Here is a 15,006-nt window from a genome sequence, read left to right on the forward strand (position 1 = left end):
GGATCGGACGAGATCGGAGGCCCCGACATGGGACGCACCCTCGACAAGTCAAACGCCCATTTCCGCAAGGCACTGACCCGGCTGCCGCTCGGCGTTGCGTCCAATTTCCGCTACTGGGGCGAAGACCGCACCATCTATGTGAAGCGCGGTCGGGGCGGTCGCATCTGGGATCTCGACGACAACGCCTATGTCGATTACCGGCTCGGCTACGGGCCAGCGATCCTCGGCTATGCCGATCCGCGCGTCGATGCGGCCGCGCGCCAGGGGATGGAGGTCGGCGGCGTCTTCGCCCTGTCTACCGAGCGCGAATATGCGGTGGCCGCCCGCATCGCGAAGATGGTTCCCGCCGCCGAGTTGGTCCGTTTCTCCAATTCCGGCACGGAAGCCGTCATGGCCGCGCTGCGGCTGGCGCGCGCCTACACCGGCCGCAGCAGCTATGTGCTGCTGGAAGGCGGCTATCATGGCCTGTTCGACGCGGCGTTGTGGACGCTCGGCGTCGATGGCTGGAATCCGGGCAGCAACACCGACCCGCCGGTCGTGCCCTACTCGAGGGGCGTGCCGGAGATCACGCGCCAGCTCCTCCACGTCGCACCCATGAACGACGCCAACCGTCTGGAGGACATCTTCCGGGCCCATGCCGGCGAGATCGCCGCGATGCTGATGGAGCCGATCCAGGGCAATTGCTGCGGCATCACCGCCGACCCCGCCTATGTGAAGGCGGTCCGCGAGCTGTGCGATCGCTATGGAGTCGTGCTGATCATCGACGAGGTGAAGTCCGGCTTCCGCGTCGCCCGCGGCGGCGTGCAGGAGCTGATGGGGGTGCGTGCCGACCTGTGCACATTCGCCAAGGCGATGGCGAACGGCTACCAGATCGCCGCGATCGGCGGCCGCGAAGACATCATGCGCCAGTATGGCCACGGCGTCGCGCATGGCGGCACCTACACCGCACATTCCGTTGCGCTGGCCGCGGCCGAGAAGACGCTTCAGATCATCGACGAGACGCCGGCGCTGGAGACGATCGCCGCCTATGGCCGCAGGCTGCAGGCCGGCATGAGCGAGATCCTCAACGCCCGCGGCATCGTCCATTCCTTCGCCGGACACCCCTCGATGGGTGGGCTGTTCTTCGCGGAGACGCCGCCGACGAACTATCGCGACTGGAAGAGCTCGGACTACACCTTCTACGACACGATGGCCCGTCACCTGCACGACGAGGGGGTGTTGTGCGAACCGGATTCGCGCGAACCGTGGTTCATCTGCGAGGCACATGATGAGAGCTGCCTCGCCGACACGCTGAGAGGCTTCGAGATCGCGGTGGACCGGACGATCGCCGAGCTGTCCGGTCGCGCGAGGCACCGCGCGGCGAACTAGCCGATGCGATCGATCAGGCTGTCTCGATCGTCTGCGAGTCCGGCATGAAAACCTGGGACGCAATCGTTGTCGGTGCGGGTCACAACGGGCTGGTGAACGCCTGCTATCTCGCCCGGGCCGGGCTCGACGTGCTCGTCGTCGAGAAGAACGACTGGGTCGGCGGCGCCGCAGTCAGCCGTTCGCTGTATCCGGGCTTCCTCTATTCGAACTGCTCCTATGTCTGCAGCCTGCTTCGGCCCGAGATCATGCGCGACCTGGAGCTGCCCCGCTACGGACTGCAGATCATCCCCTACGAGGGCGGTGCGGTGTTCACCCGGGACGGCGACATTCTCGGCAACTACCGCAACCACGATGCCCATCGCCGCGAGATCGCCCGCTTCTCGCGGCGCGATGCGGAAGCCTATGACCGCTATTCCGCCGACGTGTTGCGCCAGTGCCGGTTCATCCGGCCGTTGCTGATGCGCACGCCGCCCGACCCCACCTCATTGCGGCCGCGCGACGTGCAGGAACTCATCTATCTCGGGCGCAGGTTCTACGATCTCACCGAGACCGAGATGTATGACACGATCCGCTTCTGGACGATGTCGATCGCGGAATTCCTGGATGAGTACTTCGAGACCGACGTCGTCAAGGCAAGCTTCTGCATTTCCGGCATCATCGGCACGGCGCTCGGACCGATGTCGCCGGGCACCGCCTACGTACTGCTGCACCACTACATGGGCGAGGTCGACGGCGCCATCGGCGCATGGGGCTTCGCGCGCGGCGGCATGGGTGCGATCTCGAACGCCCTTGCGGCATCATTCCAGGCCTCCGGCGGAACGGTACGCACCGGCGCGGGCGTGAGCAAGGTACTGGTCGAGAACGGCCGCACCGCCGGAATCGTGCTCGACAGCGGCGAGGAGATTCGGGCCCGCATCGTCGTTTCCAATCTCGACGTCAAGCGCACCTTTCTCAAGCTCGTCGACGAGGCGGAGCTTCCCGCCCCGTTCCTCAAGGCGGTTCGCAACTTCAAGATCCGCGGCTCATCCGGCAAGGTGAACATCGCACTCGACGGCCTGCCCGACTTTCCCGCCCTGCCGAAGGGCTCGCCGGCCTGGCGCGGCGACCTGCACTTCACCGACTCCGTCGAGCGCATGGAGCGTGCCTACGACGACTGGAAGGCCGGCCGCTGGTCGGCCGATCCCTTCCTCGACATGATGATCCCGACCACGCTCGATCCGACCATGACCCCGCCGGGCAAGCACTTCATGAGCTGTTTCGTGCAGTACTGTCCGCCTAAGGTGGAGGGCCGCGACTGGACCGATGCCGACCGTGATGCCTTCGGCAAGGTCGTGATCGACCAGATCGCCGACTATTCGCCCGGCTTCCGCGACCTGATCCTGCATGCTGAAATCCGCACGCCGCGCGAACTGGAGGAAGAGGTCGGCCTCACCGAGGGAAACATCTTCCAGGGCGAGCTCACCTTCGATCAGCTGCTGTTCAACCGCCCGGTGCCCGGTTACGCCCAGTACCGCGCCCCGATCGGCGGCCTCTACATGTGCGGCTCCTCCACGCACCCGGGCGGCGGCGTCATGGGCGCACCCGGCCGCAACGCGGCGGCTGAAATCCTGCGCGACCTGAAGGCGCCCCGCCGTCACATGAGCGACGCCTATGCGGTGCTCTAGAAGCGCCAATGCGCGAGGACGGCAGCCCGCGATCGCTGCCCCGCATCATGCCGGACGGCCCTACGGCCGACCCGGGATCGCTCACCCCGCCATTGCCACGCTCCGATCCCGGGCCTCAGGCTTCGCCCGCGGCCGGGATCACGCCGGCAGCGCGTTGCCGATGGGACGGCGCCGATGACCAGTTCGTCTGATGCCATCGTCATCGGCGGCGGGCACAACGGGCTCGTCTGCGCGGCGCTGCTGGCGAAGGCCGGCCGCAAGGTCGTGCTGCTGGAGGCGGCCGAGGCGACCGGAGGGGCGGCGCGCACTGTCGAGTTCGCGCCCGGATACCGGGTCAGCCACGTCGCCCACATCCTCAATCAGCTCCATCCTGAGGTGATCGCCGCGCTCGATCTGACGCGCCACGGGCTCGAATTCGCCGCAGCCGCGATCCCCACCACCATCCTGTCGGCAGACGGTCGCCACCTGACGTTGACCGGTGCCTTCGGCGAGTTTCTGGAAGGAGATATCTGCGCTGCCGACCGCACCGCGTGGCCAGCCCTTCGCGACAAGCTGCTGCGCTTTGCCGCCGTGCTGCGCCCGGCGCTGACCGAGACGCCGCCGCGCCTCAGGAACGGCTCGCGCGCGGACGTGATGGCGCTCGGCCGACTGGGGCTTCGCATCCGTCGGCTCGGCCGCGACGACATGCGCGAGTTCCTGCGGATGCTGATGATGAACGTCGCCGATGTCCTCAACGAGGAGATCGCCGACGAGAAGCTGAAGGGTGCCGTCGCCTTCGACGCGGTGCTCGGCACCCATCTCGGCCCGATGTCGCCGAACTCGCTGATGACGCTCTACTACCGGCTCGCCGGCGAGATCGACGGCCGGCAGGGCGCGTTGGCGCTGCCAAGGGGTGGCATGGGGAGCATTGTCGCCGCCGTCGAAGGAGCTGCCCGGGCGGCCGGCGTCGAGATCCGCACCGGCGCCGAGGTCGTCCGCATCATGGTCGAGTCGGACCGTGCGACCGGCGTGGTGCTCGCCTCGGGCGAGCGGCTCGCCGCGCCGCTGGTCGTCTCCGGTGCCAATCCGCGCACGACCTTGCTCGACCTGGTCGGTGCCCGCCATCTCGACACCGGCTTCGTGCGCCGGCTGCGCCACATCCGCATGGCCGGCAATGTCGCCCGGCTGCATCTCGCCCTTGACGGCAGGCCCGCGACCGCCGGACTGAGCGACACCGCCCTCGCCGGCCGCCTGCTCGTCGCGCCATCGCTCGCCTATGTCGAGAGCGCCTTCAACCCGGCCAAGTACGGCGAGATCTCCGCGTCGCCCGCTCTCGAGATCGTCGTTCCGACGATGAGCGACCCGACCCTGGCGCCGGCCGGCCGGCATGTCCTGTCGATCAACGCGATCTATGCCCCCCATGCGCCAAAGGCTGGCTGGGACGCGCGCCGCGACGCCTTCATCGAGACGGTGATCGCAACGCTGGAGACCCATTTCCCCGGCCTCCGCGAGCAGATCGTCGCGCGCGAACTGCTCACGCCCGCCGACATCGAGAGGCGCTACCGCATGCCCGGCGGCCACTGGCACCACGGCGAACTGTCGATGGACCAGATGCTGTTCCTGCGCCCCGTTCCCGGTGCGGCACAGTACCTGACCCCCGTCGCCGGTCTCTGGCTGTGCGGCGCCGGCAGCCATCCCGGCGGCGGCATCATCGGCGCGGCCGGGCTCAATGCGGCCAGGCGCATCCTGGAGCAGACGGAATGAATTCGCGTCCAACCTCCACCGGCGCAGGGAGTGGAATCGCATGACCCCGCGCGCGACCCCGCTGCCCCGCGATCACTTCCTGACGCCGCTCTGGCAGACGCCGTTTCATCCGCGCATCGCCACCCTGTCGCAGACCCAGCAGTGGTATGCCTGGGCCGGCTATCAGGCGGCCCAGGTGATCCGCGACGCCGAACAGGAGTATTTTGCCATCCGCAACGCGGCGAGCCTGTTCGACATCACCCCGATGGTCAAGTACCGGATCGAGGGCCCCGATGCCGAGGCCTTCTGCGATCGGCTGACCGTCCGCGACGTCACGAAGCTCAAGGCCGGACGGGTTCAGTACACCTGCTGGTGCGACGACGAGGGCAAGGTGCTCGACGACGGCACTCTGTTCCGGTTCTCGCCGACCGAATTCCGACTGTGCTGCCAGGAGCGGCATCTGAACTGGCTGCTCGACTCGGCGATCGGCTTCGAGGTCGAGATCGCCGAGGTGACCGAGGAGATCGCCGGCCTGTCGCTGCAGGGGCCGACTTCGTTCGCCGTGCTGAACGCGGCCGGCTTCGCCGGTCTCGACACCATGAAGCCGTTCGACATCCGCCGCGTCGCCGTCGCGGGGCTGGAGGTGACGATCTCCCGGACCGGCTTCACCGGCGATCTCGGCTACGAACTGTTCGTCGCGCCGGGGGAGGCGCTGGCGCTGTGGGATCTGCTGGTCGAGGCAGGGTGCCGCCACGGCATCACCGCCATCGGTTACGCGGCGCTGAACCTCGCCCGGCTGGAGGCGGGCTTCATCGTCGCCAATGCCGATTTCGTCACCGCCGAGACCGCGATCCGCGCCGACCGCCGGCGATCGCCCTACGAGATCGGGCTCGGCCGGCTGGTGGCGCTTGACAAGCAGCGGCATTTCAACGGCCGGCGCGCACTTGCCCGGGAGGCGGCGACGGGCGCGTCGCGCTACTGCCTGGTCGGCCTCGACATCGACGGCAACGTCCCCGCCGATCATGCGCTGGTCTATCATCGCGGCAGACGGGAAGTCGGCCACATCACCGCCGGCGCCTGGTCCCCCACGACCAAGCGCAACATAGCCATCGCCTCGCTGGAGCGACCCTACGGTGACACCGTGACCGACGACCTGTGGGTCGAGATCTACGCAATGCGCGAGCTCGCCTACCAGAAGCTGATGGTCCGCGCCCGCATCGTCGACCGGCCGTTCTTCGTCCACCCGCGCCGCACCGCAACCCCGCCGGGGACAATGTGATGGCTGTGGCGGTGCGGCATCCCCTGTGTCGTCCGGGAGCGCCATCAGGTCGAACCGGGACCGGGAGGGCGCCAGCACGCCGGGTCGGCGCCCGCCGATACCGCCCCTGGGGTTTGGCCTCCGGCCGGAAGGACGCACGGAATGTTCCGGTGCTGACCAACGCCAATCGTTCACCATGAAGCAAGCGCCGATGGCCACCCACCGACTCGACCCGCTGCTGCGCCCGGCATCCGTGGCGATCGTGGGCGCGAGCGCACGCGTACCGAGCGTCGGCAACATGTTTGTCCGCCAGGTACGGCGCGGCGGCTATGCGGGCGACCTGTGGTGCGTCAACCCGCGCTACCGCGACATCGAGGGCGTGCCCTGCTTTGCCGCGCTGGCGGAGCTTCCGGCAGCGCCGGAGCATGTCGTCTTCGCGCTCGGCGACGAACAGATCGAGGCAGGGCTCGCCGCAGCCATCGCCGTCGGGGCACGCGCCGCCACCATCGTCTCGCCGCTGGCGATGGCCGCCGATGCGGGCCTCAAGATGCGCATCCGCGACCGCGCGCGCGAGGCAGGCCTCATCCTGTGCGGCGGCAACTGCATGGGGTTCTACAACTTCCACCACCGTCTCTGGGTCTGCGGGTTCGAGACCCGGCCGAACCATCGGCCTGGCGGTGCGGTGCTGCTCACCCATTCCGGTTCGCTGTTCACCGCGCTGGTCGATTCGGAGGAACGCATCGACCTGGGGCTTGCCGTGTCGGCAGGACAGGAGCTGACCACCACGCTCGCCGACTACATCGACTTCGCCCTCGACCAGCCCTGGACGACGGTGATCGGACTGTTCATGGAGACAGCCCGCGATCCGACCGGCTTCGAGGCGGCGCTGGCGAAGGCGCTGGCGCGCAACGTGCCGGTGGTGGCGCTCAAGGTCGGCCGCACCGAGACGAGCGCCCGGCTGGCGATCAGCCATTCCGGCGCGATTGCCGGAGACCATGCGGCCTACACCGCACTGTTCGAGCGCTACGGGGTCGCGGAGGTGCGCTCGGTCGATGAACTGGCCGCCGCGATGATGGTGCTGCCCGCTGCCCGCGACATCGGTCCGGGCGGGCTTGCCTCCAGCCACGATTCCGGCGGCGAGCGGGGCCTGATGGCGGACCTCGCCCACGACCATGGGGTGCGTTTCGCCACCCTGGCAGCGGAGACGGTTGCACGCCTGACCGAGGTGCTCGACTACGGACTCGAGCCGGTCAACCCGCTCGACCGCTGGGGAACGGGCCGCAACTATCCGTCCGACTTCTTCGAGAGCTTCAAGGCGCTGATGCACGACCCCGACACCGCCATCGGCGCATTGGTGCTCGACCGGGGCATCGGCGGCAGGATCACGCCGGAGAACATCGTGCTGGCCCGTGAGGCGCGCGCAGAAACCGGCAAACCCGTCTTCATCGTCTCCAATCACCAGGGCAGCGGAACCGATCCCGAGGCGGTGACCGCGACCCGCGCGGGAACGCCGGTCCTCGACGATCTGCCGCCGTTCCTCACCGCCTGCCGGCTTGCCTTTGCCCGCAGGGACTTCCTGGCGCGGCCACCGATGGCTATGCCCGCAGCCGACCCGGCCGTGGTCGCGCGCTGGCGCGGCCGGCTCGCGCACGACATCCACCTGGGCGAGGCCGATGCGCTGACGCTGCTCGCCGACTTCGGCATCCCCGCAGCCGCATCGGCCCTGGCCGCGAGCGCGGACGAGGCGGTCGCTGCCGCCGCCCACATCGGCTATCCTGTCGCGCTGAAGACCGCCATGCTCGGCATCGCGCACAAGTCCGATGTCGGCGGCGTCGTGCTCGGGCTCGCCTCGGCCGAGGCCGTCGCGCACGCCTGGCGCGACCTTGCCGCCCGGCTCGGACCGCAGGTGCTGATCGCCCGCATGGTCGAGGGTGCACGCGTCGAGATGCTGCTCGGCATGAGCCGCGATGCGGATTTCGGCCCGGTCGTGCTGATCGGCTTCGGCGGCATACATGCCGAGGTTCTGCGGGATGTGGTGTTCGCCAAGCCACCCTTCGACGCCGCCGAGGCCCGCCGCCTGATCGATCGCCTGCAGCTGCGCCCGCTTCTCGACGGGGTTCGCGGTGCACCGGCGAGCGACATCGACGCCCTGTGCGAGGCCGCCGCGCGCTTCTCGGTGCTGGCCGATGCGCTGGGCGACCATGTACAATCGATCGATGTCAACCCGCTGATGGCCCTGCCGCAAGGCTGCATCGCGGTCGATGCGCTGGTCGTGGCGCGGACTGACGGCAACACAGCGACGGCTGCGGTCATCCCGGGCAAGTGAAGCGCGAGCCGGAATAGGACCGCAGCAGAGGGTCAGTGCGGCGCGATCCCGGATCCGCCCCGAGGCCGTCCGGGATGACGCAACGAGGATGGACGACAGGCCGGAGGTACCCATGCACCTTTCAAGGCTGCCCGATCTCGACAAGGCGGAATGGGTCTCCCTCGCTGAGGGTCTGCAGCTCGAGACGCGGCTGTTCATCGACGGCGATTATGTCGATGCGCTCGACGGCGGGCGCTTTGCGACCGTCAATCCGGCCACCGGCGAGGTGCTCGCCGACATGGCCGAGGGCACCGGTGCCGATATCGACAGGGCCGTGTCGGCGGCGAGGCGGGCCTTCCGCGACGGGCGCTGGTCGAAGCTCGCTCCCCGCGCCCGCATGGACATCCTCTGCCGCTTCGCCGACCTGATCGAGGAACAGGCCGGCATGCTGGCGCTGCTCGACACGCTCGACATGGGCAAGCCAATCGCCGACATGGTCTCCGTCGATCTGCCGGAGGTGGTCAAGACCGTCCGTTTCATGGCCGAGTGCATCGACAAGATCGACGGCAAGGTGACGGCGACGGAGCCCAACGTCCTGCATTGCGTGCTGCGCCAGCCGTTCGGCGTCGTCGGCTGCATCTCGCCGTGGAACTACCCGTTGCTGATGGCTGTCTGGAAGATCGCCCCGGCGCTGGCCGCCGGCAACACGGTGGTGCTGAAGCCGGCCGAGCAGGCACCGCTCTCGTGCATTCGCCTCGCCGAGCTGTTCGTCGCCGCCGGCGGCCCGCCCGGTGTGTTCAACGTCGTCAACGGGCTGGGCGAGACCGCCGGCAAGGCGCTCGCCCTGCACCCCGACGTCGCCAAGATCTCGTTTACCGGCTCGACCGAGGTCGGCAAGCTGATCCTGCAGTATTCCGGCCAGTCCAACATGAAGCAGGTGGCGCTGGAATGCGGCGGAAAGAGCCCGCAGATCGTTCTCGCCGATGTCAGCGACCTCGAGCGCGCCGCCACCGCCGCCGCCTGCGGCATCTTCGGCAACCAGGGAGAGGTCTGCAACGCCGGTTCGCGGATGATCGTCGACCGGAGGATCGCAGGCGATTTCATCGACCTGTTCCGCAAGACCGCCGAGACCAGCTTCATCCCCGGCGACCCGCTCGATCCGTCGACCCGGATGGGCCCGCTGGTGACCGTCGAGCACCGCCGCCGGGTGATGAACTACATCGAGGCCGGGCGTCGGGAGGGCGCGCGGCTGGTATTCGGCGGTGATGTGCCGCCCTCGCCCGGCGCCTATGTCAATCCGACCCTGTTCGCCGACGCGGCGAACGGCATGACCATCGCGCGCGAGGAGATCTTCGGCCCTGTCGGCGCGGTGATCCCGGTCGATGGCCTCGACGAGGCGATCCGCGTCGCCAACGACACCGTCTACGGGTTGGCGGCGGGAGTGTGGACCTCCAATCTCGACACGGCGCTGCGGCTGGTGAAGGAGATCGAGGCAGGCGTGGTGTGGGTCAACTGCTTCGACGAGGGCGACATGACCCAGCCATTCGGCGGCTGGAAGCAGTCCGGCAACGCGCGCGACAAGTGTTTCGAAAGCGTCGTCTCCTACACCCAGACGAAGTCCGCCTGGATCCGCCACGGCTGAGCGGGCGGCCGACGGGAACCTCGCTGCCGCTGCGCACGTTGACCCGACGAGCCGGCGCGGCGGACTTCCGCTCATGCGGTCAGCCACTTGGCGCCGGAGAGCTGCCCCCCCTGCGGCGCCGACCATTCCTGCATCCCATCCTGGCGGCGCGCCTGTAACGATGATTACAGGCGCATGCCATTCCGGCGTCATGAAATCATTGAAACGAAAATCCCGGTCTCTGGTGAAACGTTCGAAAAGGACGTGCGTTACCTATCGTGTCATCAGGAACGAGACGCCCGCCAATGCAGAGGGCGACACCAGTGGAGACCGTCATGTTTGCCACCCGCACGATGATCGTTCTGTCGGCCATCGCCGCAACGGGGATCGTCGCTCTGGCCCAGCCGTCCCAGAGCGGACAAGCCGTCGGCGTGGACTACGTGAAGCTTCAGGATCGCCATCCCGCCTTCAGCTCCAGCTCGGACCTGCGCGGCGCGCTGGAAGCCGAGCGGAGCGGAGCGGCCCGTGTCGCGCCGGTGTCGACTCCGAAGGGCGACCGGCTCGACATGGTGGAACGCAGCTGTGCCGACGTCACCTGGCCGAACGTTCCCCGCCACTGCCTGACCGTCAGCGACGACGTGGCCGCCGACCGACCGGTCCGCACCGTCGCGATCGCCGAGGACGGAAGTAGCTCGATCGTTTCCAGAAGCTCGACGGTCTTGGCGCAGCGCTGAACCGGGCTTCATCCGCCGCGGGTTGATCAACAGCCCGTGCTGCATTCCAGTGGAGGCAACAATGAAGGCTGTCGCTCTCGCTGCCGCCGCCGCGGCCGCTCTCCTGACGCTCGGCTCACCGGCCGACGCCAGCATCCAGTACGATCCGTTGACCGGCCGCGAGCTGCATGGACCGAACCGGTTCGTCGAGCAGGAGATCCCGCGGATCCGCCGCGAGGTGGTCGACTACCACGGCCCCTTTGCGCCCGGCACGATCGTCGTCAATACCACCGAGCGCCGCCTCTACTATATCCTCGGCAACGGTTTGGCGCTGCGCTACGGCATTGGCGTCGCCCGCCCGGGCTTCGAATGGCGCGGCACGCACAAGGTGTCCCAGAAGCGCGAGTGGCCGGACTGGACGCCACCGCCGGAGATGCTGCAGCGCCAGCCCGATCTGCCGCGCCACATGCCGGGCGGCATCGACAATCCGCTGGGCGCCCGTGCCATGTATCTGGGCTCGACCCTCTACCGCATTCACGGCTCGAACGATCCCGGATCGATCGGCCAGGCGATTTCCTCCGGCTGCATCCGCATGCTGAACGAGGACGTGGTCGACCTCTACGAGCGCGTCAGCATCGGCACGACAGTCGTCGTCCTGTGACCTGAGCGCCCCGGACAGTCACGAGCCGCTCCACCTCGGCTTGTCGTCCCCCGCCGTCTGCCGGTGCTGACCTCCCGGCAGGCGGCGGTTTGGCTTGCGGATCAGACCATGGCGGGTCGGCCGCGATGACGGACACGACAGAGCGACGACGCGGAACGGCCGTGCTTCGTGCCCTCTCGGATTGGCGGATCGACGGCAGGGTCGCCGTTTCAATCCTCGGCCTTCGCGGTGCGTGCCTTGCCGGCGGGCACGAACATGTAGCCGAGGCCGCGAACGGTCTTGAGCACCTCGGGCTTCTGCGGATCGGCCTCGAGCTTGCGCCTCAGCCGCATGATGCGGATGTCGATCGACCGGTCGAACGCTTCCATGTCGCGGTTGTGCGCCAGATCGAGGAGCTGATCACGCGACAGTACCCGGTTCGGCCGTTCGGCGAAGGCCTTGAGGAGATCGAACTCCATCGCCGTCATCGCCACGTCCTGGCCTTGCCGGTCATAGAGCCGCCGGGTGTCCAGGTTGAGGATGCAGCGGCCCATCACCACCTCGTGGCCCATCGTCGCCGCCGCCGCTTCGGTTTCCGTGCCGCCCGCGGCCGACATGCGCCGCAGCAGGCTGCGCACGCGGGCGAGCAGTTCGCGCGGATCGAACGGCTTCGTGAGATAGTCGTCTGCGCCGACCTCGAGGCCGACGACCCTGTCGATCACCTCGGCGCTGGCGGTCAGCATGATGATGCCAACCGGTCCACGCTCGCGCAGATAGCGCACCAGCGTGATGCCGTCCTCGCCGGGCATCCTCATGTCCATGACCACCAGGTTGACCGGTCGCTCGGCCAGTATCTCCCGCATGGCGATGCCGCCCTCGGCGGTCGAGACGATGAAATCATGGGCGGCCAGATAGTCGCGGACCATCTCGCGAACGTCGCCATCGTCGTCGACGACAAGAATATGTGCGTTCTCTGGCACGTGTCGTGGTTCGCCGCAGGAAAGGGCCCGACCGGGGCGATATTATAGAAGCGCGTTCGGCCGTCCACATGGAATTGCACGAGCGGAAACGCTCCGCCCTGGAGGTTGATGCGGCGGAACCGCATCCGATGGCGGAGCGTCCAGCCACGGATTACTATGCGCGGCCCGACCTGCGCGACCGGCAGGGTCCGATGCATGGCTGAAGGGGTCGTTCGATGTCGCCGTGGCAGTGTACGCGAATGATCGCCGCGCTCGATGCCGAGCCGGTGGTGCTCCCGTTTGGGCAGATGGCGACCGCGCTCGGCGCCCGCCTGATCGACGGGGCGGAGAACAACTGGCCCTGCTGTGTCGGCACCGGCCACCGCAGACTGGCGCCGCTCGACACGCTGACTCGGCACGCGATGAGCCCGGACATCCTGGTGATGTCGCAGACGGCATGGGACGGCCTGTCGGAGGATGACCGGCGGATATTCCGCGGGACCGCCCGCGAATCGGCCACCTACATGCGCGCGCTCTGGAAGGCCAGCGAGGCCGAGCGCGAGGCCTGGGATCCCGGCCTGACCATCATCGACACGAACGACCGCGAGCCATTCGCGGCCGTGCTGCAGCCGCTCTGCGACCGCAGGCTGACCGATGAACGCATGCGCGATCTCGTCGAACGGATCCGGTCGGTGCGGTAGGCCGGCGTGACCAGTCCCGCCCTTGATCGCAACCGGCGGCCGCCCGGACGTTCCTGGACACTGGGGCTCGAACATCTGTTCCGCTCCTGGCCGATTCGACGGCGCATCCTGGCGCTGGCCGTGGTCAATTCGGCCATCGTCGTCGTGTTCGGCCTGCTGGTCTGGGACGGCGGGAGGGTGATCGGCGGCGCCTGGAGCGAACTCGAGGCCGCCAAGCACACGGACCGCCAGCTGATCGTCATCGAGACCCAGACCGGACGCCTGCAGACCCTGATCCACCGCCATTTCAACCAACCGCGCCCCACCGTGCTGGCCGAGATCGAGCAGGGGCGTGCGGCGCTGCTCGGCGCGCTCGATGCCGCGGCGATGGCCGATCCGGCGCTCGCCAGCCCGGCCGACGACCTCAAGCGGGCCATCGATTCCTTCCTCGGCGGATTCGAGGAGCTGCGCGACGTGCGTACCGCGATCACGACGATCTACGAGCAGGAGGTGCTGACGCCGGCGAGCGAGATGGCCGGACTGTATTCGATCATCGACAGCTCGACCCGCACCGGCGGCCCGCCGATCTGGCCGGCGCTGGCCAAATCCCGCGAAGCGTTGTCGGCGATGCTGGTGGCGGCCAACGCCTACTATCTCTCGCTCGCGCCGGACGCGGCGGCCGATGCCCGGCGCAATGTCGAAAGCATCGAGCGGACGGTGCCGGTGATGCTCGATCTCGCAGAAACGGATCTGCAGCGCCAGGTGTTGACGACGCTCATGGATCGCGCCGCCACGGTCAGTCGCGGGTTGCGCCGGCTGGAAGACAGCTTCGCCACCCAGGCGCGCCTGCTGCAGGATGTGATCGACGGCAATCAGGCACGCATGGAACGCGCCATCGCCGACATGCTGCAGATCGCCTCCCGGCGCGAAGCCGCCGCCCAGACGCGATTCGATGAGGCGCTCAGCGGCGTCTATCGTCGCATGATCGCGGTGACGGTCGTCTTCATCGGGCTGATCGTGCTGTTCAGCCTGGCGATCGCCCGCAGCCTCGTCGTGCCGCTCTACGACCTTATGATCGCCATGCGCGAGATTGCCGCAGGCAACTACGACCACCGCCTCGGCGATTTTGTCGGCGACGACGAGATCGGTGACATGGCGATCGCCATAGAGGTGTTTCGCGAGAACGCCATCGCCAGGCGCAGGGCGGAGGAAGAGGTGATCAGGGCCAAGGAGCGCGCCGAGAACGCGCTCGCCGAGCTGCGCCACACCCAGCGCAACCTCATCGACGCCGAGAAGCTCGCCGCCCTCGGCGGGCTGGTGGCCGGCGTCGCGCACGAGGTCAACAATCCCGTCGGCATCAGCCTGACCGTTGCCTCCACCCTGCAGCGCCGCGTCGACGCCTTCGCCGCCGAGCTCGCCACCGGCCAGCTCCGTCGCTCGCAGCTCAGCGACTTCGTTGCCGGTGTCGGGGACGCGGCCACACAGCTCGTGGCCAATCTGCACCGGGCCGGCGATCTGATCCAGTCGTTCAAGCAGGTCGCAGTCGACCGCAGCCAGACCGAACGGCGTACTGTCGATCTGCGCGAGGCGACCGAGCAGATCCTCGCGAGCCTTCGTCCCGGCTTGAAGAAGCTGCCGGTGACCGTCGAGACGGACATCCCGGACGGCATCCCGCTCGACAGCTATCCCGGTCCTTACGGACAGGTCGTCACCAACCTGTTCCTGAATGCCATGATCCACGCCTTTCCGGATGGCGCGGCGGGGCGCATCGCCATCGCGGCGCGTCGCAGCGGCGCCGACATGGTCGAGATCTGCTTTTCTGACGACGGTTGCGGCATGGAGCCGGATGTGGCAGCCCGTGCCTTCGATCCCTTCTTCACGACCCGCCGCGGCAGTGGCGGAACTGGGCTCGGACTGCATATCGTCTATAATCTCGTCACGCAGAGGCTCGGCGGCCGAATCGTGCTGGCGTCGGAGCCCGGGCGCGGGACGTGTTTCAGGATCACTCTTCCGCTGGTCGCTCCCAACGAGGACAGCCCGGCGACGCATGGGACCGCATGACCGACGGACGCGCGC

11 protein-coding genes are annotated in these 15,006 nt (G+C 68.2%); 10 read left to right on the plus strand and 1 reads right to left on the minus strand.

The annotated features are described in order from the left end of the window. The first annotated feature begins 27 nt into the window (after positions 1 to 27). The 8 genes from EDC22_RS09740 to EDC22_RS09775 all read left to right on the plus strand — a co-directional run bounded on the left by EDC22_RS09740 (position 28) and on the right by EDC22_RS09775 (position 11,312). On the plus strand, positions 28 to 1,368 hold the full coding sequence (locus tag EDC22_RS09740; protein ID WP_165926852.1) for an aspartate aminotransferase family protein: 1,341 nt from the start codon (positions 28 to 30) through the stop codon (positions 1,366 to 1,368). A 44-nt stretch (positions 1,369 to 1,412) separates the two neighbouring features. Continuing rightward, a complete protein-coding gene (locus EDC22_RS09745; RefSeq protein ID WP_132806453.1) occupies positions 1,413 to 3,032 on the plus strand; it encodes a phytoene desaturase family protein in 1,620 nt (539 codons plus the stop codon). Between the two features lie 174 nt (positions 3,033 to 3,206). After that, entirely contained in the window at positions 3,207 to 4,775 is a 1,569-nt protein-coding gene (locus EDC22_RS09750) for a phytoene desaturase family protein (RefSeq protein ID WP_132806454.1), read from the plus strand. Between the two features lie 40 nt (positions 4,776 to 4,815). After that, positions 4,816 to 6,033, plus strand: a complete 1,218-nt coding sequence (locus EDC22_RS09755; protein WP_132806455.1) for an aminomethyl transferase family protein — start codon at positions 4,816 to 4,818, stop codon at positions 6,031 to 6,033. Between the two features lie 190 nt (positions 6,034 to 6,223). Then, positions 6,224 to 8,338, plus strand: a complete 2,115-nt coding sequence (locus EDC22_RS09760) for an acetate--CoA ligase family protein (RefSeq protein ID WP_165926853.1) — start codon at positions 6,224 to 6,226, stop codon at positions 8,336 to 8,338. Between the two features lie 112 nt (positions 8,339 to 8,450). Beyond that, positions 8,451 to 9,959 carry an aldehyde dehydrogenase gene (locus tag EDC22_RS09765; RefSeq protein ID WP_132806457.1) on the plus strand — a complete coding sequence of 503 codons (1,509 nt, stop codon included), beginning with the start codon at positions 8,451 to 8,453 and terminating at the stop codon, positions 9,957 to 9,959. Between the two features lie 314 nt (positions 9,960 to 10,273). Continuing rightward, positions 10,274 to 10,672 carry a hypothetical protein gene (locus tag EDC22_RS09770; protein WP_132806458.1) on the plus strand — a complete coding sequence of 133 codons (399 nt, stop codon included), beginning with the start codon at positions 10,274 to 10,276 and terminating at the stop codon, positions 10,670 to 10,672. A 61-nt stretch (positions 10,673 to 10,733) separates the two neighbouring features. Then, a complete protein-coding gene (locus EDC22_RS09775) occupies positions 10,734 to 11,312 on the plus strand; it encodes a L,D-transpeptidase (protein WP_132806459.1) in 579 nt (192 codons plus the stop codon). Between the two features lie 209 nt (positions 11,313 to 11,521). On the opposite strand, the gene EDC22_RS09780 is transcribed toward EDC22_RS09775, so the two are convergent. Next, positions 11,522 to 12,271 carry a response regulator gene (locus EDC22_RS09780; RefSeq protein ID WP_132806460.1) on the minus strand — a complete coding sequence of 250 codons (750 nt, stop codon included), beginning with the start codon at positions 12,269 to 12,271 and terminating at the stop codon, positions 11,522 to 11,524. Between the two features lie 239 nt (positions 12,272 to 12,510). Between EDC22_RS09780 and dctP the strand changes: the two genes are divergently transcribed. Next, positions 12,511 to 12,951 carry a TRAP transporter substrate-binding protein DctP gene (dctP, locus tag EDC22_RS09785; protein WP_165926854.1) on the plus strand — a complete coding sequence of 147 codons (441 nt, stop codon included), beginning with the start codon at positions 12,511 to 12,513 and terminating at the stop codon, positions 12,949 to 12,951. 6 nt (positions 12,952 to 12,957) lie between these two features. Next, on the plus strand, positions 12,958 to 14,991 hold the full coding sequence (locus tag EDC22_RS09790) for a sensor histidine kinase (protein WP_245499712.1): 2,034 nt from the start codon (positions 12,958 to 12,960) through the stop codon (positions 14,989 to 14,991). The last annotated feature ends 15 nt before the right edge of the window (positions 14,992 to 15,006 follow it).

The organism is Tepidamorphus gemmatus (genome assembly GCF_004346195.1).
Taxonomy (GTDB): domain Bacteria; phylum Pseudomonadota; class Alphaproteobacteria; order Rhizobiales; family Tepidamorphaceae; genus Tepidamorphus; species Tepidamorphus gemmatus.